The 23584-nt window shown below is 69.8% G+C and carries 22 protein-coding genes, 1 other RNA gene and 1 riboswitch; of the genes, 7 read left to right on the top strand and 16 right to left on the bottom strand.

The window, feature by feature from the left end; translation table 11 throughout:
• Positions 1–67 precede the first annotated feature (67 nt).
• Genes dapC through dapE form a run of 4 tightly spaced genes read left to right on the top strand, consistent with a single transcriptional unit; the run spans position 68 to position 3630 of the window.
• Entirely contained in the window at positions 68–1264 is a 1197-nt protein-coding gene (gene dapC / locus EDC29_RS15080; protein ID WP_132230540.1) for a succinyldiaminopimelate transaminase, read from the top strand.
• A 55-nt stretch (positions 1265–1319) separates the two neighbouring features.
• Positions 1320–2141: a 2,3,4,5-tetrahydropyridine-2,6-dicarboxylate N-succinyltransferase gene (dapD, locus tag EDC29_RS15075; RefSeq protein ID WP_123140420.1), complete on the top strand. Its 822-nt coding sequence runs from the start codon at positions 1320–1322 to the stop codon at positions 2139–2141.
• Positions 2138–2491, top strand: coding sequence for an ArsC family reductase (locus EDC29_RS15070; RefSeq protein ID WP_123140421.1), 354 nt, complete (start codon positions 2138–2140; stop codon positions 2489–2491). The genes dapD and EDC29_RS15070 overlap by 4 nt, the downstream gene beginning before the upstream one ends.
• Complete coding sequence (gene dapE, locus EDC29_RS15065; protein WP_123143072.1) at positions 2488–3630, top strand: succinyl-diaminopimelate desuccinylase; 1143 nt, start codon at positions 2488–2490, stop codon at positions 3628–3630. Before EDC29_RS15070 ends, dapE begins: the two co-directional genes overlap by 4 nt.
• 30 nt (positions 3631–3660) lie before the next feature.
• Here the strand turns inward: dapE and minE are convergent, their stop codons facing one another.
• The 8 genes from minE to ffs all read right to left on the bottom strand — a co-directional run bounded on the left by minE (position 3661) and on the right by ffs (position 9299).
• Positions 3661–3936, bottom strand: coding sequence for a cell division topological specificity factor MinE (minE, locus tag EDC29_RS15060; protein ID WP_005220349.1), 276 nt, complete (start codon positions 3934–3936; stop codon positions 3661–3663).
• 3 nt (positions 3937–3939) lie between these two features.
• Positions 3940–4749 (bottom strand): septum site-determining protein MinD, encoded by an 810-nt coding sequence (minD, locus tag EDC29_RS15055; RefSeq protein WP_123140423.1) that lies wholly within the window; start codon positions 4747–4749, stop codon positions 3940–3942.
• 51 nt (positions 4750–4800) lie between these two features.
• Entirely contained in the window at positions 4801–5532 is a 732-nt protein-coding gene (gene minC / locus EDC29_RS15050; protein ID WP_123140424.1) for a septum site-determining protein MinC, read from the bottom strand.
• Between the two features lie 199 nt (positions 5533–5731).
• On the bottom strand, positions 5732–6076 hold the full coding sequence (locus EDC29_RS15045) for a histidine triad nucleotide-binding protein (protein WP_123140425.1): 345 nt from the start codon (positions 6074–6076) through the stop codon (positions 5732–5734).
• 78 nt (positions 6077–6154) lie between these two features.
• Positions 6155–6751: a recombination mediator RecR gene (recR, locus tag EDC29_RS15040; RefSeq protein WP_123140426.1), complete on the bottom strand. Its 597-nt coding sequence runs from the start codon at positions 6749–6751 to the stop codon at positions 6155–6157.
• 19 nt (positions 6752–6770) lie between these two features.
• Complete coding sequence (locus EDC29_RS15035) at positions 6771–7094, bottom strand: YbaB/EbfC family nucleoid-associated protein (protein ID WP_062275538.1); 324 nt, start codon at positions 7092–7094, stop codon at positions 6771–6773.
• A gap of 172 nt (positions 7095–7266) precedes the next feature.
• Entirely contained in the window at positions 7267–9075 is a 1809-nt protein-coding gene (dnaX, locus tag EDC29_RS15030) for a DNA polymerase III subunit gamma/tau (RefSeq protein ID WP_132230539.1), read from the bottom strand.
• 127 nt (positions 9076–9202) lie between these two features.
• Positions 9203–9299: signal recognition particle sRNA small type (ffs, locus tag EDC29_RS15025), an RNA gene on the bottom strand.
• A 363-nt stretch (positions 9300–9662) separates the two neighbouring features.
• On the opposite strand from ffs, the gene EDC29_RS15020 reads away from it, so the two are divergent.
• Positions 9663–10907: a hypothetical protein gene (locus EDC29_RS15020; RefSeq protein WP_132230538.1), complete on the top strand. Its 1245-nt coding sequence runs from the start codon at positions 9663–9665 to the stop codon at positions 10905–10907.
• On the opposite strand, the gene EDC29_RS15015 is transcribed toward EDC29_RS15020, so the two are convergent.
• Positions 10895–11434 carry a hypothetical protein gene (locus EDC29_RS15015; RefSeq protein WP_132230537.1) on the bottom strand — a complete coding sequence of 180 codons (540 nt, stop codon included), beginning with the start codon at positions 11432–11434 and terminating at the stop codon, positions 10895–10897. The two genes, EDC29_RS15020 and EDC29_RS15015, sit on opposite strands and share 13 nt — an antisense overlap.
• Before the next feature lie 184 nt (positions 11435–11618).
• Between EDC29_RS15015 and EDC29_RS15010 the strand changes: the two genes are divergently transcribed.
• A complete protein-coding gene (locus EDC29_RS15010; protein WP_132230536.1) occupies positions 11619–12020 on the top strand; it encodes a hypothetical protein in 402 nt (133 codons plus the stop codon).
• Positions 12021–12035: 15 nt separating this feature from the next.
• Here the strand turns inward: EDC29_RS15010 and EDC29_RS15005 are convergent, their stop codons facing one another.
• The 5 genes from EDC29_RS15005 to EDC29_RS14985 form a co-directional block, all read right to left on the bottom strand.
• Positions 12036–12785 (bottom strand): adenosylcobinamide-GDP ribazoletransferase, encoded by a 750-nt coding sequence (locus EDC29_RS15005; RefSeq protein WP_062276559.1) that lies wholly within the window; start codon positions 12783–12785, stop codon positions 12036–12038.
• The gene (locus tag EDC29_RS15000) at positions 12785–13375 is read right to left on the bottom strand and encodes a histidine phosphatase family protein (protein WP_123141730.1); all 591 of its coding nucleotides are present in this window, start codon (positions 13373–13375) and stop codon (positions 12785–12787) included. The genes EDC29_RS15005 and EDC29_RS15000 overlap by 1 nt, the downstream gene beginning before the upstream one ends.
• Entirely contained in the window at positions 13369–14427 is a 1059-nt protein-coding gene (gene cobT / locus EDC29_RS14995; RefSeq protein ID WP_123141729.1) for a nicotinate-nucleotide--dimethylbenzimidazole phosphoribosyltransferase, read from the bottom strand. The genes EDC29_RS15000 and cobT overlap by 7 nt, the downstream gene beginning before the upstream one ends.
• Before the next feature lie 151 nt (positions 14428–14578).
• Positions 14579–16450, bottom strand: coding sequence for a TonB-dependent vitamin B12 receptor (gene btuB / locus EDC29_RS14990; RefSeq protein ID WP_123143066.1), 1872 nt, complete (start codon positions 16448–16450; stop codon positions 14579–14581).
• Between the two features lie 178 nt (positions 16451–16628).
• Positions 16629–16854: riboswitch (cobalamin riboswitch) on the bottom strand.
• Positions 16855–16981: 127 nt separating this feature from the next.
• Positions 16982–18406 (bottom strand): KamA family radical SAM protein, encoded by a 1425-nt coding sequence (locus EDC29_RS14985; protein ID WP_123143065.1) that lies wholly within the window; start codon positions 18404–18406, stop codon positions 16982–16984.
• Positions 18407–18700: 294 nt separating this feature from the next.
• Between EDC29_RS14985 and EDC29_RS14980 the strand changes: the two genes are divergently transcribed.
• Positions 18701–20434, top strand: a complete 1734-nt coding sequence (locus EDC29_RS14980; protein WP_132230535.1) for an OPT/YSL family transporter — start codon at positions 18701–18703, stop codon at positions 20432–20434.
• Positions 20435–20437: 3 nt separating this feature from the next.
• Here the strand turns inward: EDC29_RS14980 and EDC29_RS14975 are convergent, their stop codons facing one another.
• Complete coding sequence (locus EDC29_RS14975) at positions 20438–22351, bottom strand: methyl-accepting chemotaxis protein (RefSeq protein ID WP_123143063.1); 1914 nt, start codon at positions 22349–22351, stop codon at positions 20438–20440.
• Positions 22352–22453: 102 nt separating this feature from the next.
• Positions 22454–23434, bottom strand: a complete 981-nt coding sequence (locus tag EDC29_RS14970; protein WP_123141724.1) for a calcium/sodium antiporter — start codon at positions 23432–23434, stop codon at positions 22454–22456.
• Between the last annotated feature and the right edge of the window lie 150 nt (positions 23435–23584).

Raw genomic sequence — 23584 nt, 5'->3', positions numbered from 1 at the left:
ACTAGACGCTTTTTCCCAGCGCCCAACGTGTCCATGCGGCCCGTCGGCGAGCAGGCCTCTTGTCCCTATGAACCCGGATCTGGACCGTCTCCAATCCTATCCCTTCCAGCGTCTCGCGGCCCTCAAGCAGGGGCTGGAGCCGCCGGTCGACCGCGATCACATCGCACTCTCGATCGGCGAGCCCAAGCACCCCACGCCGAGCCTGGTCAGCGAGGCGCTGATCGCGCACCTGCACCGACTCTCGGGCTATCCCACCACCCGCGGGCTGCCGACGTTGCGCGAGGCGATCGCCGACTGGCTCGGCCAGCGCTTCGCCCTCGGCGCGACGGTCGACCCGGAGCATCAGGTGCTGCCGGTCAACGGCACCCGCGAGGCGCTGTTCGCCTTCGCCCAGGCCTGCGTGAAGCGCACCACACCGGCCCCGCTGGTGCTGATGCCCAACCCCTTCTACCAGATCTACGAGGGCGCGGCGCTGCTCGCCGGCGCCGAGCCGTGCTACCTGCCCTGCACCGCCGAGACCGGGTTCCTGCCCGATTTCTCGGCGGTCGATGCGGCGACCTGGGAGCGCTGTCAGCTGCTCTATCTGTGCTCACCGGGCAACCCCACGGGCGCGGTGGCCGACCGCGAGACCCTGGCCGAGCTGATCGCCCTGGCACACCGCCACGACTTCGTCATCGCCTCCGACGAGTGCTACTCCGAGCTCTATCTCGACGAACAGGCGCCACCGCCTGGGCTGCTGGAGGTCTCGGCGGCGATCGGCAACCCCGACTTCTCGCGCTGCGTGGTCTTCCACAGCCTCTCCAAGCGCTCCAACGCGCCGGGGCTGCGTTCGGGCTTCGTCGCCGGTGACGCCGAGGTGATCGAGCGCTTCTTCCTCTACCGCACCTATCACGGCTGCGCCATGCCGCTGCACCATCAGCACGCGAGCATCGCCGCCTGGCGCGACGAGACGCACGTGCGCGAGAATCGCGCGCGCTATCGCGAGAAGTTCGCCGCCGTCGCCGAGGTGCTCGACGGCGCGCTCCCGCTCAGTCTCCCCGAAGCGGGCTTCTATCTCTGGCCCGAGACCCCGATCAGCGACACCGAGCTGGCGCGCCGGCTCTATGCCGAGGAGCACGTCACCGTGCTGCCGGGCAGCTTCCTCTCGCGCACCGTCGATGGCCACAACCCGGGCGAGCGGCGTATCCGTCTCGCCCTGGTGGCCCCGCTCAACGAGTGCGGCGACGCCGCCCGACGCATCCGCCGCTGTCTCGCGCGACTGTGACCCGGCGCACCCGACCGAATCCGTTCCAACCTTCAGCAACGAGAGAACCGAACCCATGACCGAGCAACAATCCATCATCGTCGAGGCCTTCGAGCGCCGCGCCGAGATCACCCCGCGCGCGGTCGAGACCCATGTGCGCGACGCCATCCAGGACACCATCGAGCGGCTCGACCGCGGCGAGCTGCGCGTGGCCGAGAAGCGCGACGGCGACTGGGTGGTCAACGACTGGGTGAAGAAGGCGGTGCTGCTGTCCTTCCGCATCACCGACAACGAGTTCATGAAGGGTGGCTTCACCAACTACTACGACAAGGTGCCCTCGAAGTACGCCGACGCCAACTCGCGCGAATTCCGCGCCGGCGGGGTGCGCGTGGTGCCGCCGGCAACCGCGCGCAAGGGCGCCTACATCGCCCCCGGCTGCGTGCTGATGCCCTCCTACGTCAACATCGGCGCCTATGTCGACTCCGGCACCATGGTCGACACCTGGGCCACGGTCGGCTCCTGCGCGCAGATCGGCAAGAACGTGCACCTCTCCGGCGGCGTCGGCATCGGCGGTGTGCTCGAGCCGGTGCAGGCTGCGCCCACCATCATCGAGGACAACTGCTTCATCGGCGCGCGCTCGGAGATCGTCGAGGGCGTGATCGTCGGCGAGGGCGCGGTGATCTCGATGGGCGTCTATATCGGCCAGAGCACCAAGATCTACAACCGCGAGACCGGCGAGATCTGCTTCGGCCGGGTGCCGCCCGGCGCCGTGGTGGTCCCCGGCAGTCTGCCCGCGAAGGACGGCAGCCACAGCCTCTACTGCGCGGTGATCATCAAGCAGGTCGACGAGAAGACCCGCGGCAAGGTCGGCATCAACGAGCTGCTGCGCGACATCTGATGACCATCGTGCTCTACGGTATCGCCAACTGCGATACCGTACGCAAGGCACGCGCCTGGCTGCAGGCGCGTGCCATCGATCATCGCTTCCACGATCTGCGCGCAGACGGCATCGACCCCGAACGGCTCGACACCTGGCTCGAGACGCTCGGCTGGGAGCAGCTCATCAACCGCCGCTCGGCGACCTGGCGCCAGCTCCCGCCCGAGCAGCGCGCCGATCTCGACACGACGCGCGCCCGCGCGCTGGTGCTCGCCCACCCCACCCTGATCCGCCGCCCACTGCTCGAGCACGGCGCGACCATCCGGGTCGGTTTCAGCGCCACGGACTACGAGACCTGGTTCCAGCAATGACCCTCTCCCCCACCCTACAGCTCGCCCACGAGCTGATCGCCCGCCCCTCCGTCACCCCCGACGACCAGGGCTGTCAGCAGCTGCTCGCCGAGCGTCTGACCGCGCTCGGCTTCCGGATCGAGACGATGCCCTGCGACGGCGTCACCAACCTCTGGGCTCGTCGCGGCGACCAGGGGCCGCTGTTCTGCTTCGCCGGGCACACCGACGTGGTGCCGCCGGGGCCGCTCGAGCAGTGGGACTCGCCCCCCTTCGAGCCGAGCATCCGCGACGGCCTGCTCTACGGGCGTGGCGCGGCGGACATGAAGGGCTCGATCGCCGCCTTCGTCTGCGCATTGGAGGCGTTCATCGCGCGTCATCCCGATCACCACGGCTCGATCGCGCTGCTGATCACCAGTGACGAGGAGGGGCCTGCGACCGCAGGCACGGTGGAGGTGATGCGCCGGCTCAGGGCGCGCGGCGAGCGCATCGACTATGCGCTGGTCGGCGAACCTTCGAGCAGCGCACGGCTCGGCGACACCATCAAGAACGGTCGACGGGGGAGTATCAGCGGCTTTCTCAAGGTGCGTGGCAAGCAGGGACACGTCGCCTATCCGGCACTGGCGCGCAACCCCTTCCACGAGAGCGCCCGGGCGTTGGCCGATCTCGTCGCCGAGGTGTGGGACCAGGGCAACGCGCACTTCCCGCCGACCAGCCTGCAGATCGCCAACCTGAACATGGGCACCGGGGCAGAGAACGTGGTGCCGGGCGAGCTCTGCGCACAGTTCAACCTGCGCTTCTCCACCGAACTCGACGCCGCCACCATCCAACGCCGGGTGGGCGCCATCCTCGACGCCGGCGGCTTCGACTACACGCTCGACTGGCGACTCTCGGGCGAACCCTTCCTCACCCCCAGCGGCGCCCTGGTCGAGGCCGCGCGCGCGGCGATCGCCGAGCACTGCGGCATCGCCACCGAGCTGTCGACCGCCGGCGGCACCTCAGACGGGCGCTTCATCGCCCCGAGCGGCGCCCAGGTGGTCGAGCTCGGCCCGCGCAACGCCACCATCCACCAGGTCAACGAATGCGTCGGGGTCGACGAACTCGACCTGCTCAGCGACGTCTACGCCGGCATCCTCGAGCGCCTGCTCGGGGACGCGGACTGAGGCTTCGGCAGGCAACAGCGGCGGGCGCGTTCAGGGCGCCAGCCGCTGCTGCGCCGCCTCCGGCAACACGATGTTGAGCTCCAGCACCTCGTGGGCGTCTTCCTGCTCGTAGTTCACCGAGACCGCGTTCATGTCGACATCGACGTACTTGCGGATGACGTCGATGATCTCCTGCTGCAGCTTGGGCAGATAGGAGGGACGGTCGCGTGCGGCTCGATCGTGCGCCACCAGGATCTGCAGCCGTTCCTTGGCAACGTTGGCGGAGCCCTTCGGCTGCGAGGAGCGGAAGTAGTCGAGTAGGCCCATGGGTCACCCTTTGAATAGACGGCTCAGGAAGCCCTTCTTCTCCGCTTCGGTGAAGCGGTGCGGGATATCCTCCCCAAGATAGCGCGATACCGTGTCAGCGTACGCCTGGCCGGCATCACTGTCATGGTCGAGGATCACCGGGATACCGGCATTGGAGGCGCTCAGCACCGCCTTGGACTCGGGGATCACCCCGATCAGGCTCAGCGACAGGATCTCCTGCACGTCCTCGACACTGAGCATGTCGCCGTTGTCGACCCGACGCGGATCGTAGCGGGTGAGCAGCAGGTGCTCGCGGATCGGCTCATCGCCGTTCTCGGCGCGGCGCGACTTGCTCGACAGGATGCCGAGCATGCGATCGGAGTCACGCACCGAGGAGACCTCGGGATTGGTGACCACGATGGCGTCATCGGCATAGTACATCGCCATGGTCGCGCCATGCTCGATCCCGGCGGGCGAGTCGCAGACGACGAAGTCGAAGCTGTCGGAGAGCTCCTCGAGCACCCGGCCCACCGCATCCTTGGCCAGCGCATCCTTGTCGCGGGTCTGCGAGGCCGGGAGGATATAGAGATGGTCGCTGCGCTTGTCGCGGATCAGCGCCTGGTTGAGGGTTGCTTCCTCCTTGATGACATTGACGAAGTCGTAGACGACACGTCGCTCGCAACCCATGATCAGGTCGAGGTTGCGCAGTCCCACGTCGAAGTCGACCACCGCCGTGCGCTTACCCTTCAGGGCCAGCCCCATGGCCAGCGCAGCAGCAGTGGTCGTCTTGCCGACCCCGCCCTTACCCGAGGTGATTACGATGATTCTCGCCAAAGTTGCAGCCTCCTAATGGGGAGTGTTCCGTTTGTCGGTCCCCGGATCGATTCACAGTTTCTCGATGCGCAGGATCTTCTGATCGAGAAAAATCTGCACCGGGACCCCCTGCAGCTCGGCGGGGATGTTCTCGCTCACCCGGTAGTGGCCGGCGATGGCGACCAGCTCGGCCTGCAGGTCCTGGCAGAAGATTCGCGCCTCCAGGTCACCGTTGACACCCGCCATCGCGCGACCGCGCAGCGGGCCGTAGACATGGATGTTGCCGTCGGCCATCAACTCGGCCCCGGAGCTGACCGCCCCGACCACCGAGAGGTCGCCGCCGGCGGCATAGTGACGCTGTCCGGAGCGCACCGGACGGGCCACCAGCATCGAGGCGTGGACCGCCTCATCGGCGGCGGCACGCTCGGCGTTCTCGGCGTTGGCGGGACTCGGACGCGCGGCACGAGAATAGGTCTCGCCCAGCACCGCCAGCTCCATGGTCTCGGCGCTGGCGTGCTGCGCCTTGCTGCCGCCGCGCACACCGAAGGGGATCATCCCGTAGCCACGCAGCAGCCCCACCAACAACGGGAACTCGACCTCGCCGCCGGCAAAGTCGCCGAGATCGATCACGATCGGGGTGTTGCGGAAGAAATCGGGGGCCTGGCCGACCTTGGCGCTGAGTTGATTGGCCACGGCCTCCATGTCGTCACCGAGCAGTCTGAAGATCGGCAGGGTGAACCCCGCCGCCTTGAGCTCGAAGGCCGCTGCGGCCTCACCTTCGAGCGATTGTGGATTCGCTGCCATAGTGTGATCTCGAGCGTCTCGCGCCCCCAGGTCTCCATGCTGTAGTCCCGCCGGCCGCTGCAGCGCGGACGACCACCCTGTCGAGCGGCAATGCTACCCGTTCGACGCGCGCCGGCATAGAGTGAGAGGGACGAACCGTCGCCACGCGCCCGCCAGTCGGCGGTGTGACGCGACGCCACCTCCCGTCAGCCCATCGCCCTCAGCCGGGCGGCCATTGCAGCGCGCGACCACCGAGCACATGCAGGTGCAGATGGAACACCGTCTGCCCGGCACCGGCGTTGCAGTTGATCACGGTGCGATAGCCACCCTTGGCGATCCCGGCCTGCTCGGCCACCTTGGCGGCGACCAGCAACAACTTGCCGAGCAGCTCGGCATCCTCCGCACCGGCCTCGCTGAGGGTCCGGATCGGTTTGCGCGGGATCACCAGCAGATGGGTGGGCGCCTGCGGGTTGAGGTCGCGGAAGGCGACGACGTCCTCGTCCTCGTAGACGAGGTCGGCCTCGATTTCACCACGGGCGATCTTGCCGAAGATGGTATCGGTCATCCTGATGTTCGCTCCCAAGATCGAGATATCGCCCCGCTCGGGGCGGATGACCGGCGCGGCACTGGCCCGCCGGTCCCTTCAGAAGGCGCGGCGCCCGGCAAGGGCGAGCGCCAGGGTGCCACCGTCGAGCGCGTCCAGATCGCCGCCCAGGGGCACGCCCTGGGCGATCCGGGTGACCGCAACACCCTGCGCCGCGGCCAGCTCGGCGACGAACTGGGCCGTCGCTCCGCCCTCGACCGTGGGGCTGATGGCGAGTACCAGCTCGCGCACCCCGCCCTCGGCCAGCAGCGCCTCGAGCCGGTCGAGCCCGAGCTCGGCCGGACCGATGCCGTCGAGCGGCGAGAGCCGCCCGCCGAGGACGAAATAGCGCCCGCCGAAGTCGGTGGCCTGTTCGATGGCGACGACCTCGGAGGGCTGCTCGACCACGCACAGCAATCCGGCATCGCGACGGGGATCGGCGCAGATCGCACAGCGCTCGCGCTCGGTCAGGGTGCGGCAGCGATCACAGTGGCCGATGCGGGTCATCGCCTCGGCCATCACCCGCGCCAGCCGCGCCCCGCCCTCACGATCACGCTCGAGCAGGTGGAAGGCGATGCGCTGCGCCGACTTCGGCCCGACCCCGGGCAGACAGCGCAGCGCATCGATCAGCTGATCGAGCAGGGCCCGCTCGCTCATGCGCGCTCGACCAACGGGCTCAGAAGGGGAACTTCATGCCCGGGGGCAGCGGCATGCCGGCGGTCACCGACGACATGGTCTCCTTCATCTTCTCGGCGACGCGCTGGGTGGCGTCGTTGATCGCCGCGGAGATCAGGTCCTCGAGCATCTCCTTGTCGTCGCCGAGCAGCGAGGGATCGATCTCGACACGCTTGGCCTGGTACTTGCCGTTCATGGTCACCTTGACCATACCGCCACCGGCCTCGCCGGTCACCTCTTCCTCGGCCAGACGCGCCTGCGCCTGCTGCATCTCTTCCTGCATCTTCTGCGCCTGCTTGAGCAGGCCACCGAGTCCAGCTTTCATCTTGGATCTACCTCGTTGACGGATGATTGGGGACATCGCGCCCCCGGCAAGGGACAGCGCATGACGGAGCGCTGGCCCGGGGCGGTGTGCGCGTCGCGACCGGACGCAAGGATACATGGCTCGAGCGGACGCGGGGAGGCATGACAGCGGCCAGCGCCCGGCATGCGCGGACTCAGCCCTGCGGCTCGATACTGCCCGGGACCCAGTCGGCGGCGAACTGCTCGCGCATCCGCTCGGCCACCGGATCGGCGTGCATCGTCTCCTCGGCCGTGCGCTGACGCGCCTCGGCCTCGCGCACGCGGCGCTGGGCGAGCGTCTCCTGTTCGGGGCGGGCAACCTGGAACTCGAGGCGCACCGGTTCGCCGAGCGCGGCCTCGAGCGCCTCGCGCAAGCGACTCTCGGCCGAGGCCACGCGCAGATGCTCGACCGCCGGGTCCAGACTCAGCAGCAACCGGCCATCGGCCCAGTCGAGAAAACCACAATTGTGCGCCAGCTCGCCGGCGATACCGCGCACCCGCAGCCCGGCGACGAGTTGCTGCCACTGCGCCGGGGAGCCGAGATCGGCACGGGCGGCGGCAGGCGTGGGCGGCGGCGCAACGGGCTCGGGCGCGGACGGCTCGGGGGCCGGGCTCGGGTCGGCGACCTCCCAAGGCGGCACACCAGCGGCGGGCGCACTGCCCGGCGAGGGCGCAGCTGGCGGCGCCGCGACGGGCGCAGGCGCCGATGGCTCGGGAGCCGGGGGCGGTGCCGGGGCGGCAACCTCCCAGGGTGGCGTGCCAGAGGCGCTCGAGCCACGGCTCGGCGCTGGCGCGCTCGGACGGGGCGCGGCCTCGGGGACGGGGCGCGGATCGGGCGCCCGCCGCGCGGCAGGCGCGCCATCGGGCTGCCCGGCGGGCGAGGCGGGGCGGAAGGCGAGCGCGCGCAGCAGCACCATCTCGAGTCCGGCGCGCGGGTCCGGGGCGAGGGCGAGATCGCCCTGCCCGGTCAGCGCGACCTGGTAGTAGAGCTGCACATCCTCGGGCGAGAGGCGCGCGGCCAGGGCGCGGAGACGGTCGCCATCGGGATCGTCGGCGGCGAGCAGCTGCGGCACCTGCTGGACCAGCGCCAGACGATGCAGCAACGCGATCAGTTCGCGCAGCAGCTCGGCGTAATCGGGGGTGAGCGCGGCGACGCGCTCGACCTCGGCGAGCAGCGCGGCGCCGTCGCCACCGGCCAGCGCCTCGACCAGCGCCAGCACCACCTCGCCATCGAGGGTGCCGAGCATGGCGCGCACCTCGGACTCGACCAGCCGACCGCCGCCGAAGGCGATCGCCTGATCGAGCAGGCTCAGCGCATCGCGCATGCTGCCGTCGGCGGCGCGCGCGAGCTGGGCCAGCGCCGGCGTCTCGAATCCCAGCCCCTCGGTCTCGAGCACATGACGCAGGTGCGCGCCGATCTCATCGGGCAGCAGGCGGCGCAGGTTGAACTGCAGGCAGCGCGAGAGCACGGTCACCGGCAGACGCTGCGGATCGGTGGTGGCGAGCAGGAACTTGACGTGCGGCGGCGGCTCCTCGAGCGTCTTCAACAGGGCGTTGAAGCTGTGCGCCGAGAACATGTGCACCTCGTCGATGAGATACACCTTGCAGCGACCGTGCGCCGGCGCATAGGGGACGTTGTCGAGCAGCTCACGGGTCTGGTCGACCTTGGTGCGCGAGGCCGCGTCGACCTCGATCAGATCGACGAAGCGCCCGGCATCGACCTCGCGACAGGTCGCGCACCGACCACAGGGGTGGGCGCTCACGCCCTGCTCGCAATTGAGCGACTTGGCGAGGATGCGCGCCAGGGTGGTCTTGCCAACCCCGCGGGTACCGGTGAACAGATAGGCGTGATGCAGCTGGCCGCGATCGAGCGCATTGGCGAGCGCCCTCACCACATGCTGCTGGCCGACCATCTCGTCGAACGACTTGGGGCGCCACTTACGGGCGAGCACCTGGTAGGACATGCGCGACTCGAATCGGTCGAAACTCTGTTGCAGGGCGCGCACGCTGGCGAGCGCGGGGAGCTTCCTAAGGGTGGCGTCTGGCGTCGCGGACCGAGGCCGGCGTCAGCGCGGAATCTGGGGCGGCAACCCGCGCCAGCCACACCCCGGCACACGCTTCAACCGCTGCGGCTGCTCCCTTCCGGGCCTGACCGGGTTCACGATCTCACGTTGCGAGGGGACCGACACGGGTCACCATAACGCTCTTGCAGCCATCAGACGATGACGACAAGAGCACGAGAGATTAACAAAGTGCGCCACGGAAGACAAACGGCATACCAGCGCCCAGCTGACGCCGACGGGTTGAACCACAAAGGCGCCAAGGCCGCAAAGAGGTGTGAGGGCTGTCAGCCTCCAGTCATCAGCCGCCAGTGGGCGCTTGCTTTCAACCGTCGTCATCATCGGCCGGCCGCCTCTTCACTGGAGGCTGACGGCTGGTGGCTTTTTCCCTTCGCGCCTTTGTGGTTCAACCTTCCCCATCCTCATCTCGGCAAGCGCGCGCGGCGCTGCTAGAGTGGGGCGAGTTCCGCAACCGCCCGACTCCGACCGCCATGCGCCCGATCCTGCTGACCCCGCTGCTGTTCGCACTCGCCCTGCCCGCGCCGAGCCTGGCGCAGGAGGCGGAGACCGATGCCTGGGAGCGCGCCCAGAGCACCGCCGCCGCGTGGTGGCAACGCTCGCGCGAACTCGCCGACCAGGCGGCGGCCGACGCCCGACGACTGCTCGGCGATGATGACGACGATCTCGGTCGTGCCTGGGAGCGGGCGCGCCCCGAGCTGGAGGAGGCGCTGACCCTCACCGAGCGCCAGGCGACGCTGCCCGAGCGCGCCTGGTTCGGTCCCGACCGCGACTCCAACCAGACCGAGATCGATGCCCTGCTCGATCGCGCCGTCGCGCTGCTCTCGGTCTCGCCGGCGCTCGCCCAGCGCGCGCGCATCCGCGAACTCAACGCCCGCATCGTCGAGCTGCGCGCCCAGATCGCCGAGTCCAGACAGCAGCAACTCACCGCCCCCGAGCAATCGACCCTGCTCAAGACCCGCGCCGACCACGCCGAGGCGATCGCCCGCGACCAGCGCGAGATCACCGCGATCGAGGCCGAGATCGCCGCGATCGAGCGCGGCTTCGCCGCCGAGCTGCGTGCCATGGGGCTGGACATCGACGACGAACAGGTGCGCTTCCTGCTCTCGACCGTGGTCGGCGACAACGTCGTCGAGCTCGGCATCCTCTTCGACAACGTCCGCACCCTCACCGAACAGCTCGAACAGCTGGTCGCCGAGAGCGGCGAGGATCTGGAGAGCGCGCGTCGCTACTACGGACTCTACGTGGTGCTGCTGCAGACCCTGGAGCACCTCCACCGCCGTATCGAGCGCCAGATCGAGGACGACTACCTGCCGCGCATCGACGCCATCGCCGAGCGCGCCCGCACGCTCGCCGCCGAGACCCGCACGCTCAAGGCGCAGAACCCCGAGCGCACCGCGCTGCTCGAGGCCAACCTCGAGGCACAGCGCGTCACCGGCGAGGCGGCGGCGGTCTATCGGAGCTATCTCGAGGACCAGGCGCGTCAGATCCGCGCCGCGCGCGCGCAGCTCGCCGGCGACATCGCCACCGCCTGGAACACCTATCAGACAGTCAGCCTCTCGGGCGAGTTGGTGGGGCTGGTGCGCGCCAGCCAGCGCCTGCTCGAGGCGCTGATGGAGCGCCAGCTCCCGGCGCTGCGCCCGTTCGAGAACCTGGAGATGCAGCGCGAGATGCTGCGCCTGACCGAGCGTCTGCGCGGCCCCGATCAGGGCAGGTAGGGATAGGGCTCGGCGCTGCCCAGCGGGGCGTGGCCGAACACCAGCTGGCCGGCGGCGCCGTCGCTGAAGGCGAGCCGGCCGATACCGTTGCGACCGCTGAGATCGCGCACCAGATCCGCCCAGCCGCTGCGCCCGTCCTCGCAGTACAGCTCGTAGATCGCGGCGGGATCACCGGAGAAGGCGCTGTAACCACCGCGACAACGGGTCTTCGGGCTGGTCAGATTCAGCTCGCCAGTGAACAGGGTCGAACGGTAGTCACCGCTGAACACCTCGCCATCGACCACCGCCACCACCGGCCCCGAGGTCGAGCGACCCGGCGAGGGCACCTCGGGACGGGGACGTTCGAGATTGTCGATCACCTGACTGACGCAGGTGGCGTAGACCTCGATCTCGAGGTGCTCGCACAGCCGCCTGCCGTACTCCTCCGGCGGCACCTCGACGGCGATGCCACCGAGACGCTGCGGCGAGATCAGCGCACACCCTGCAAGCAGACCGAGCAACACGACGGGCACGACGATTCTGGACATGACGTTCTCCCTCGGCGACGGCGGCGCGGCCCGCGCCCGCCTCGACCCTCGACCGGCCGCGGTCAGGCGCGGCTCCCGAGCGCCCATTGTATGTCATGCGGATGCGCCGGGGCGCGATTGCCGCTACAGTGACCGCAACCGCGCCAGGGTCGAGGCGCGACCGTCACATCCCCGGAGCCTCCCGATGAGACTGCGCCAATCGTCACCGCATCCCTTTCGTCGATCGCGACGTGGTGTCGTGCTGGCCCTGGCGCTGAGCCTGCTCGGCGCCTGCAGCGACCCGCTGCTGAAGGACCAGCCCCTGCACCGTCAGCTCGCCATCGCCGCCTGCATCGGCCAGTGCGACAGCGCGCGCGAGCACTGTCGCGCGAGCGCGCGCGCCGACTACCGCGACTGCGAGGCCGACCATACCGAGGCCTTCCGCGACTATCGCTGGTGTCTCAGCGAGGTCGGCACATTCAACGATGAACTCGACTGCGGCTATCCCTGGTGGTCGTGCGCCGAGAACCTTTACGGTTACTGCACCAATCGCCATCGCGCGTGCCGCGAGGCCTGCGCCGCAGACCCGCACCAGCTGGTGCGCTGAGAGCCGCGGCGCCGCTCAGCCGCCGAGCAGCAGCGCCGCGAGCACCACCAGGGCGATCTCGGTCAGCTCGACCAGGGCGCCGGCGGTGTCGCCGGTGAAGCCGCCGAGCCGGGCGCGCATGGCGCGACGCGCCAGCCACAACACCGCCAGGGCACACCCGGCCAGCACCAGCCCCAGCCCACCGAGTACCAGCACACAGCCGAGGAAGGCCGCGCCGCTCGCCGTCCACGCCCAGGTGCGCCCGAGATGGGCGACCTGATCGCTGACGATGCCCTGCGCGCGGGCATAGGCGGTGGTGAGCATCAGCGGCGGCAGCACCGCGCGCGCGAGCAGCGGCACCCAGAGCAGCAGCCAGGCCGCCTCGACATCGAGGAGCAGCTGCAGCGCGCTCCACTTGAGCAGCAGCGCCAGCCCCAGCACCGCCACCGCCATCGGCCCGCTGCGCGGGTCCTTCATGATCTCCAGGGTGCGGGCGCGGTCGCCGAGTCCGCCGATCCAGGCGTCGGCGCTATCGGCCAGGCCGTCGCAGTGCAGCCCGCCGGTCGACCAGGTCCAGAAGGCGAGCAGCAGTGCCGCGCCGAGCAGCGGGTCGGTGTGCTGCGCGGCGAGCGCGGCGAGCGCGAGCAGCGCGCCGAGCACCAGCCCGACAACCGGGTACCAGGCCACCGAGCGGCCCTGGTCGACGGGGTCGACCACGCCGGGGTCGGGAAAGGGCAGCCGGGTCAACAGCCGCCCGGCGGCATAGAAGGGAACGAGATGGGACATCAGGGACCTCGATGGGTCACCAGGCTGGGGCGGCCCGGTGAGGGTGGGACACGGACGCGACTGCGCCCGGCATGGGCGACCTCGAGCAGGATCATCGCTCGCGGCGGCATCTCCAGCACCTCGGCGAGGATCGCGCGAATCACCCCGCCGTGGGTCACCACCAGCGCGTCCGGCCCGCCGCCCTCGAGCAGCGCGCGCCAGGCCGCGCGGGTCCGGGCGAGGAAGTCAGACATCGGCTCGCCCCCCGGCGGGGTGAAGCCGAGCGGGTCATCCCACAGCCGCCAGAGTTCATCCTCGGGGAGCTCGCTGGCCGAGCACCCCTCCCAATCGCCGAAGTGACGCTCTGCCAGCGCGGGTTCGAGCACCAGCTCGAGCCCGCGCTGTGCGGCCAGCTCGCGGGCGAAGGCCGCGCAGCGCTGCAATGGCGAGCTGACCACCAGCCGCGGCTCGTCGAGCCCGGCGGTGGCCGCGCGCAGCTGCGACCAGCCGCGCGCGCTCAGCGGATCATCGCAACTGCCGCGCAGGCGGCTCCCGCCCTCGACCTCGCCGTGACGCAGCAGGTCGATCAGCCGGCCGCGCAGGCTCAGCACGCGTTGCTCACTCCGGCCTCGTCAAAAGTCGCCATGTCGCGATGCACCGCACAGGCCAGACGCAGCAGCGGCACCGCGGCGCAGGCGCCGGTCGCCTCGCCGAGACGGAAGCCGAGATCGAGCAGCGGGTTGGCCTCCAGCGCCTCCATCATCAGCCGATGACCGGGCTCGGCCGAGCGATGCGAGAACAGCATCCAGTCGCGCGCCGCAGGCTGCAGACGCACCGCGGCGAGCGCCGCCGAGGAGACGATGAAGCCGTCGATCAGCATCACCACGCCACGCTGGGCGGCACGCAGATAGGCGCCGGCGAGCGCGGCGATCTCGAAACCGCCGAGCCGGCGCAGCATCTCCAGCGGGTCGCGCGGTTCGCTGGCGTGCAGCTCCAGCGCACGCGCCACCACCTCGGCCTTGCGGTTGACCCCGGCGCTGTCCAGCCCGGTCCCCGGTCCCACCACCTCGGAGGCGGCGCGATCGAGCAGCGCGCAGCCCAGCGCGGCGGCGGCGGTGGTGTTGGCGATACCGAGCTCGCCACCGATGATCAGCCGCACGCCCTCGGCGACGGCGCGATCGACCGCGTCGCGCCCGATGTCGAGCGCCCGCGCAAGCTGCTCGGGGGTCATCGCCGGCTCGCGGGCGATGTTGCCGCTCCCCGGCCCGAGGGGTTCGGAGCGCACGCCCTCGACGACCTCCGAGCCGGTGGCCAGGCCCAGCTCGATGATATCGAGCCTAGCGCCGACCGCCTTGGCCATCACCGCGACCCCCGCCCCACCATTGGCGATGTTGCGGACCATCTGCTTGGTGACATCCTGGGGATAGCGCGACACACCCTCGGCGGCAACCCCGTGGTCGGCGGCGAACAACAGCACCCGCACCGGATCGACCTCCGGGGTGGCGGTGCGTTGCAGGCCGGCCAGACGCACCGCCAGCTCCTCGAGCCGACCGAGCGAGCCCGGTGGCTTGGTGAGCTGGTCCTGACGCGCGAGCGCATGCTGCACGGCGGTCTGATCGATCGGGGGACAGGGCTCGGCGAGCCAGTCGAGGGTCGGGGTCATGGGCGCACCTCATGGATGGGAGCGATGAGCGTCGCGCACTACCGGCGCGACGGGTCGAATGCCGCACGGGGCGGCGGGAAGGGATCGAGGACACGACGGCCTTGCTCGCCGGGCGGCCCCGCCCCGACGCGGGGCGGAGCGACGTCCGGGGTCAGGGCTGGTAGCGCAGGGTCAGGTAGAACGCGCGACCGGGCTGATTGTACAGATAGGCCGTTTCATAGGTCTCGTCGAGGGCGTTGGCGAGCCGTCCCTGGAGGCGCAGCGCCGGGTTGAAGGCGTATTCGAGACGCAGATCGAGCAGCGCATAGGCGTCGAGATCGACCTGGTTGGCGAGGTCGTCGTAGCGCTCGCCGACCAGTTGCAGGGTCGCACCGGCGCGCCAGCGTCCGAGCGTGCGATCGAGATCGAGCTGCAGGCTCTGCTCGGCGCGACGCGGCAGCAGATTGCCGTCGTTGGCGCCCTCGGAGCGGTTCTCGGGATCGAGCAGGGTGAGGTTGCCGGCCAGCGTCCAGTCGTCCCAGCGGAGATCGGCCGCGGCCTCGAGGCCGCGGATCCGCGCCGAGTCGACGTTGGCCGGGGCGAAGATGGCCGAGTCATAGGCGATCAGGTCGTCGATCTCGGTCTGGTAGAGGCTCAGCTGCCAGTCGCCGCGCATCCGCCCGGGCAGCGGCAGCGGGCCGTTGGCCATCAGCTCGATGCTCTCGGACTCCTCGGGATCGAGCGCGGTGTTGCCGAAGCCCGGGTAGTAGAGCTCGTTGAAGGTCGGCGCCTTGAAGCCGGTGCCGTAGGAGAGCGCGACCTGGATGTCGTTGGCGAACAGATAACCGAGCGCGGCGCTGCCGGTGGTGTGGCTGCCGAACTGCTGGTTGTCGTCCTGACGCAGGCTGAGCTTGAGATCGAAGGCGCCGAAGCTGCCCTGGTACTGACCGAACACGCCGAGGTTGTCGCGCGCGTCCTCGGCATAGTCGACGGTCCCGCTGACCCGATCGTCGACATAGTCGATCCCGAGGCTCACCAGCTGCCCGGCGGCGATGGTGACATCACTCTGCAGCGAGAGGCTGTCGCGCTCGGTCTGGAAGCGGTCGACGAACTGATCGAAGACCGCCGCGGCGGCATCGTCGTAGAACACCCGGTAATCATCCCAGCTGCGCCCGGCGGTGAGCGTCAGGGTCCAGGCATCGAGCGGGCGCAGGGTGGCGTTGGCGCCGAAGACCTGCTGCGAGGAGCGGGCCTTGTTGCCGGAGAAGGCCGAGCCGTCGAAGTCGTTGGCACTCTCGGCGCTGAGCAGGTGGAATTCGACCTCGGCGCGCTCGTTGAAGGCATAACCGGCGCGGGCGCTGACGCCGTGACTGCTGTAGCCGTCGCGATCGGGCTGATCGACGCCGCAACCGGCATAGGGGAAGGGGCGACCGGCGCAGGCGTTGATGCCGTCGGTCTGCTCGAAGTTGGCGCCGAGGTTGAACCAGGCGTGCTCGCCGCCGCCGGAGAGCCCGCCGGAGACGCTGGCGGTGCCCAGCTCGCCGACACCGACGCTGAAGCGCGGGGTGAGCGCGCCGCCGCCGCGACGGGTGAAGACCTGGATGACACCGCCGATGGCCTCGGAGCCGTAGAGGCTCGAACGCGGCCCGCGCACCACCTCGATGCGCTCGATCTGATCGACCGGCAGGTCCTGCAGCGAGGTCGTGCCCAGGGTGGCCGAGCCGACACGCACCCCGTCGATCAGCACCAGCACGTGATCGGAATTGGTGCCGCGCAGCATCACCGAGGCCGACTGGCCGGGACCGCCGTTCTGGGCGATGCTCACGCCGGGCAGGGTGCGCAGCAGATCGGGCACCGAGCGGGCCTGACGCCGCTCGATCTCGGCGCGATCGATCACGCTCACCGTGGCCAGGGTCTCGCCCGCCGGCTCGGCGGTACGCGTGGCAGTGACCACCGTCGGCTCCAACACCTGGGAATCGGTCTGGGCCAGGACCTGGGCGCTCAAGGGCGCGGCCAGCGCCGCCAGCATCAAGGGACTCTTCATCACATGCTCCTCACAGGACCCCGCACACCCGCAGGGGTCGACAACAGAGAGGGGCTGGATGCTCGGCGGGCAAGCGTCACCGGCCACGCGCTGGATGCGCGAGGAGCCGCGATCGCCACCCGGTCTACCCACGCAGCCCCGGCTTGACGGACCCGCCCGGCCTCGCTTTGCGGGCACTGCGGATCCTGATTCCGAGGCCGGTCTCCGGGCTCACGAGCGGGCCGGCATGGCCCCGGACGCGACGCCTTCCCGTGATCGACACAGTGGCATCAGGTCGCGCCCTGATTCGTCTACCGTTGCGGGGGCAGCGCCGGACTGACCGATCGCGGACGATCGGCGCACCGGTCTTCCCGTTTCAGCCCCGGGAACTGGGTCCAGGGGCCACCGCGGAATCGAGGGCGCCGATTAAGTCCGATCGGAAGGAGCAAGTCAACGCCCGCCCCCGCCACGGGACAGACTGACTGACCGGGGTCAAGCCGAGAACGATACCGCCGACGCCGCTCGCAGAGAGCGGGCGCCGCGGGGGGAGGGTCAGAGTCCGGAGACCTCGGGCAGCGCAGACTCGGGCGCGCGGACCGACTCGATCCGCGCCGCCTGGGCGCTCGGCCAGCGGGTGAGATACTCGTCGGTGAAGAAGAAGCGATCCTCGCCGAAGGCCGGCACCAGATCGTCGAGCCAGGTCGCCTTGGGGTCGAAGCGGGCGAAGAAGGGGCGGTTGACCCAGTCGGGGTTGCGTCCCTGGAGGAAGCGCAGCACGAACACCCGCTCGCCGGCGACCTCGGTCACGCCCTGGATCTCGATCTTGCCCGGCCCCGCACTCATGCTCGGACCGCGCGCGGTGCGAGCCAGCCCCGAGACCCCCTGGATCGCCTCGCGATAGATCTCCCAGGCACGCACCAGCGGCACCTCGAAGTAGTGCTGGGCGCCGGTATCGCGCTGCACGAACATGTAGTAGGGGATGATGCCGAGGCGCACCTGGGTGCGCCACATCCGCGTCCACACCTCGGGGTCGTCGTTGATGTGGGCGAGCAACGGCCCCTGGCTGCGGATCTCGGCGCCGGTGGCGCGCAGCCGCGCGATCGCCTCGCGGGCGGTCGCGGTCTCGAGCTCGCGCCAGTGGTTGGTGTGGGCCATCAGCGCGACGTGCTTGCCGTTGGCCACCAGCCGCTCGAGCAACGCCATCAGCTGATCGCTGTCGGCGTCGCCGACGAAACGCTGGGGCCAGAAGGTCAACGCCTTGGTGCCGATGCGGATACTCTGGACGTGATCGAACTCGGGACGCAGCAGCGGCTCGAGATAGGCCTCGAGATGGCGCGCCTTCATCACCATCGGATCACCGCCGGTGATCAACAGATCGGTAACCTGCGGGTGCTGGCGCAGATAGGCGTGCAGCCCGGAGGCCTCGTTCGAGGCGATGCGCAGCGACTTGTCGCCGACGAACTGCGCCCAGCGGAAGCAGAAGCTGCAATAGGCGTGACAGGTCTGCCCCTGACTGGGGAAGAACAGCACGGTCTCGCGATACTTGTGCTGCAGCCCTTCGAGCGGGCGCTCGCCGTCGAGCTTGGGCAGGTTGCTCTCGAGCTGCCCGGCGGGATGGGGGTTGAGCTCGGCGCGGATCTCGCGCACCGCGGCCTCGAGCGCGGCGGGCGCGGCCTCGGCGCGCAGCAGATCGGCAATGCGGCTGAAATGACGCTCGCTGAGCATCCCCTGCTGCGGGAACACCAGCTGGAAGATCGGATCATCGGGGACATTGTCCCAGTCAATCAGTTCATCGATCACATAGTCGTTGACGCGAAACGGCAGCACGGTCGAGACCACCTTCATCGCGAAACGGCGATCCTCGGAGAGTCCACGCAGCGCATCGATGCGGTCGAGATTACGCTGGGTGTGGACACGGAACGGGCGGGCGGACTCGACCGCCACCGCCCGCTTGGGCTGGGCATTGTTGTAGGACATGACAAAGCTCCTCTGTGGATAGTCAGAAGAGGACGCTGAACCGAATGGGCACGGCTATCCAAAGGGGTTGGCGAAAGAAGTGACGGTATTCGTCGTACGCGCTTCGCCGGCGCCGGGCGCGTGAGCGCGCCACCAGAGGATCCGAGCAGCCGCCCGGACTGGCAAAACCATTGCAAAGGATTTCACCATCCTAACACAGGAACCCTGCCCGATCCGGCGCGAGGGACACGGATCGCATGACAGGGGCACAGTCACCCGCACCCGGACGATGGGTGCGCAAGCATCGGGAGCGACATGGACAGGCATCGACAGCTGAGCGCCCGGGCGCTCCTCGGCGGCGCGCTACTCGGCGCCCTGCTCACCCCGTGCAACGTCTACGCCGGACTGAAGATCGGCTGGTCGTTCAACATCTCGATCGTGGCGCTGCTGATCGCCAGCGGACTCTGGGCACTGCTTGCACGACTGCGCCTGAGCGCGCCGCTGGCCATCGGCGAGGGCAACATCACCCAGACCACCGCGTCCTCCGCGGCCAACATCATCTCCGGCGGGCTGGTCGCGCCGATCCCGGCCCTGGCGATGCTCTCCGGCGGCAACCTGCCCGCCGTCGAGCTGATCGCCTGGGTGTTCGCGGTGAGCTTCCTCGGCATCTGGGTCGCCTGGTATCTGCGCGCCGGGCTGATCGTGCGTACCCCGCTGCCCTTCCCCACCGGTCGCGCCACCGCCGAGGCATTGCAGGAGATGTTCCGCCAGGGTCGCGAGGCACGGCTGAGACTGCGCGTCCTGCTCGGCGCCGGCGCCCTGGCCGCCGCGCTCAAGTGGCTCGACAGCGGTCGCTGGGCGCTGCCGCGTCCGGGACTCGGCGTCGAGCTGCCCGCCGCCGGCGCACTCGCCGGCGCCCCGGCGATCAGCGCCAAGAACCTCACCCTCAGCCTCGACCCCTCGCTGATGCTCGCCGGCTTCGGCGCCATCATCGGGGTCCGCGCCGGGCTCTCGCTGTTGCTCGGCGCGCTCATCGCCTGGGCGCTGCTCGGCCCGCTGGGGTTGTACCAGGGGTTCATCCTGCCGGGCGCGACCGACCCGGCTGCGAGCTGGTTCGGAACCATGATCGAATGGCTGCTGTGGCCCGGGGTGGCTCTATTGGTGGCCGCGACCCTGACCCGGCTGGTGCTGCAACTGCGCGCCGCCCATGCCGCGGGCACCGGCACCGGGCGAAACGACGACGGGGCCACACTGCACCGCGCACTCGGACTGGCGCTCGCCAGCGCCCTGGTGGTGCTCGCCCAGACGCAGATCTTCGGCATCCACTGGCTGCTCGCGCTGCTGGCGGTGCCGATCGCCTTCGTGCTGGCGATGGTGGCGGCGCGCGTGGTCGGCGAGACCGGCATCCCGCCGATCGGCGCCATCGGCAAGGTCTCGCAGCTCGGCAGCGGCATCACCGCGCCGGGCGACCAGACGGCCAACCTGGTCGGCGCCAACGTCGCCGGCGGCGCGGCCGGGCAGAGCGCCGATCTGCTCAACGACTTCAAGGCCGGACACGCGATCGGCGCCACCCCGGGCTACCAGGTGATCGCGCAGTGTCTGGGGGTGGCCGTGGGCAGTGTGGTCGGCAGCCTGGTCTATCTGCGCCTGATCCCGGACCCGGCGACCATGCTGATCACCGAGCAGTGGCCGGCCCCGGCGGTAGCAACCTGGAAGGTGGTGGCCGAGACCCTCGACCAGGGACTCGCCGCGCTGCCGCCGAGCGCGCTCGCCGCACTCCTCCTCGCCGCCGGCTGCGGGGTCGTGCTGACCCTGCTCGAACACCGCCACGGACCGCGCCGGGTACCGAGCGCGCCAGCGCTGGGGCTGGCGATGGTGATCCCGGCATCGCTCTCGCTCACCCTCTGTCTCGGCAGTCTGGTCGGGCACGCCCTCGCCCGCTACCGCCCACGACTGGCCGAGCGCTTCCTGCTCGCCGCGGCCGCCGGGCTGATCGCCGGCGAGAGCCTCAGCGGCGTCACCCGCGCCCTGCTCGGCGTCCTCGGCTGAGGCTCAGACCTTGAACCGCCGGGTGCGCTCCTGCTGCTCGGCGGCGAGCGCGGCGAGCGCCTCGGCGGCCTCGGCGATGCGTCGCGAGACGGCGGCGATCTCCTCCTCCTCGTGGCTGATGCCGGAGAGGTTGCGGTCGATCTCCTCGGCCACCGCGCGCTGCTGCTCGGCGGCGCTGGCGATCTGGCCGTTCATGTCGTTGACGGTGGCCACCTCGGCGGTGATCGCCTCGAGCGATGCACCGGCGCGTCCGGCCTGGGCAACGCTCTCGCCGGCCTTGGTGCGACCGTCGGCCATCACCGTGACCGCCTCACGGGCGCCGCCCTGCAGCGCCTCGATCATGCCCTGGATCTCATGGGTGGCCGACTGGGTGCGCCCGGCAAGGCTGCGCACCTCGTCGGCGACCACCGCGAAGCCGCGCCCCTGCTCGCCCGCGCGCGCCGCCTCGATCGCGGCATTGAGCGCGAGCAGGTTGGTCTGCTCGGCGATGCCGCCGATCACATCGAGGATCCGGCCGATCGACTCGGCATCGTCCGAGAGCCGCGCGATCACCGTCGCGGCGTTCTCCACCGCCGCGGCCAGGGACTCGATGGCGTCGATCGTCTCGCGCACCACCGCCGCGCCACCGCCGGCCTCGCGCTCCATGTCACGGGTCGCCTCGGCCGCGCGCGTGGCGTTGCGCGCGACCTCGGCGACGGTGGCGGTCATCTCGGTCATGGCGGTGGCGACCTGATCGGTGCCCGACTGCTGACGCTCGAGCTGAGCGCGGATCTGCTCGCTGGTCGCCGACAGCCCACCGGCCGCCTCGCTCAACCGATCGCCACCCCCGACCAGCTCCCTGACCAGGTTGTGGATACGGTCGACGAAGGCGTTGAAGGCCACCGCCAGCTCGGTCAGCTCGTTGCGACCGCGTGCCTCGAGGTGCTGGGTGAGATCGCCGTCGCCGTGGGCGATGTCGTTCATGCGCGTGGCAGCGGCGCGAATCGGCCGGGCGATGGCGCGACTCAGCAGCCAGGTCAGCACGGCGCCGACACAGAGCGCCAGCAGACTGAAGAGCAAGGCGTCGCGGATGGCGCGATTGAAGGCGCCGACGTCGTCGCTGCGATCGAGCAGCAGCTCGACCACCCCCACGGGCTCGCCGGCATAGTCGGTGATCGCTTGCGCCAGCAGCGCCATCGGCGTGTCGCGATAGAGGATCTGGCGCTGGATGCGCTCACCCGCGATGACCTGGCGCATCTCCTCGGCGGTCAGCCGGGTGCCGTCCTCGATGGTGCCGGCGAAGGGTTCGAAGTCCTGGCCGCGCCGCAGCGTGAGCTGGGCACGGGCACCGAAGCGCTCGGTGAAGTCGACGAAGAAGGGCTCGCCGAAGGAGAGCCCGAACTCGACCGAACCGCGATGGCGCCCGTCGGGCGCGAACATCGGCACGATGCCACGGATCCCCAGCCCGGCGCGCCCCTCCTCCAGGCCGCTGACCGGCGCGCGGGTGCGGTTGGCGGCGAGCACGGTGTGGCGAAACCCCGACAGGTCGTCGCCGAACTTCTCCGGCATGTGCAGCCGCAGGAAGGAGGTGGCCGGCGGGGTATGGAACTGGAACTGCACCAGACCGTATTGCCGGTGCATCCGCTCGAACAGCGGCAGGGTGAGTTCGCGCAGCCGCGCGCGATCGCCGGCGGCGAAGGCGGCGCGGACATCCGGGACGTTGGAGAGCGCCGCGGCGAGCGAGACGGCGCGTGTCGCCTCCTCATCGAGCGCCGAGCGCAGGGTGAGGAAGAGGTCCTGGAGCCGGCGTTGCTCGGCGCGCTCGGAGAGCGCGCCGAGGTTGTGGAAGACGCTGGGCAGGATCAGCGCCACCGTGACCAGGATCGCCGCCATGCCGCCAACGGCCAGCTGCACACTGATGCGGACTCTGCTCAGCACATCGCCCTCCTCGCGGTTTCGTCGGTACCACAGGGTTATGCTGGCGCAACATACACGAAAAGCGCACGTCAGCGATCAAAACGACGCTATCCAAGGGGTCTTTCAGGCTGACCCGGCACCGCTCACCGTGACGAACAGATAGCCTATATAGGCGAGATAGCTGCCGATCAGCACCACCCCCTCGACCCGGTTGATCCGTCCCTGACGGCGCCAGCCATAGCCGAACACGAACAGCGACAGGGTCAGCAGCACCATCACCGGGATATCGCGCGAGAGCACCTCGGGGGCGATTGCGATCGGCTGGATGGCCCCGGCGATACCGACCACGGCAAGGGTGTTGAACAGATTCGAGCCGATCACGTTGCCCAGCGCGAGATCGTGTTCACCCTTGCGCACCGCGGCGATCGAGGAGGCCAGCTCGGGCAGCGAGGTGCCGATGGCGACGATGGTCAGCCCGATCACCAGGTCGCTGACGCCGAAGCCGTAGGCGATCTCGACCGCCCCCCACACCAGCAGCCGCGAGCTGGCCAGCAGGACCACCAGCCCCAGCGCGAGCAGCCACAGGGCACGACCGAGCGGCAGCGGATGACGCTCGAGCTCCTGCTCCATCTCGCCGCCGAGCGCATCGCCACGCCCGCGCATCCCCTGGACGATGGTCCAGCCCATCACCAGCGCGAAGACCGCGAGCAGCCCCCAGGCATCGAGCCGCGACAGCTCACCGTCCCACAGCTGATAGACCGCCAGCGCGGTGATCAGCGCGAGCAGCGGCAGCTCGCGCCGCAGCAACCGCGAGTGCACCGCGATCGGACTGAGCAGTGCGGTGATACCGAGGATCAGCGCGATATTGGTGATGTTCGAGCCATAGGCGTTGCCGAGCGCGAGCCCGGGATTGCCCTGGGCGGCGGCAAAGCCCGAGACCACCATCTCCGGGGCCGAGGTGCCGAATCCGACCACCACCATGCCGATCAACAAGGCCGGCATTCCCAGATGGCCCGCGGTCGCCGCGGCCCCCTCGACGAACCGATCCGCGCTCCAGACCAGGAGTGCCAGACCGGCAATGACAGCGACAAAAGCCAAACTCATCAGTCTCTCTCAGACCTCGCAATCGTCTTCCGGTGATGCGCGAACGCGCCTGCACCGGGTTTTCGGTATGATTTCGGCGCCCGGTCACGACAACTGATCCGCCCGCGCGACCGGCCAAGCGCATCATTTTCTCACACGCCGAGGAGTCAT

It is taken from the genome of Marichromatium gracile (assembly GCF_004343155.1).
GTDB lineage: Bacteria > Pseudomonadota > Gammaproteobacteria > Chromatiales > Chromatiaceae > Marichromatium > Marichromatium gracile.
Note: the sequence above shows the minus strand (reverse complement) of the source record. Positions and strands in the feature narration are given on the sequence as shown.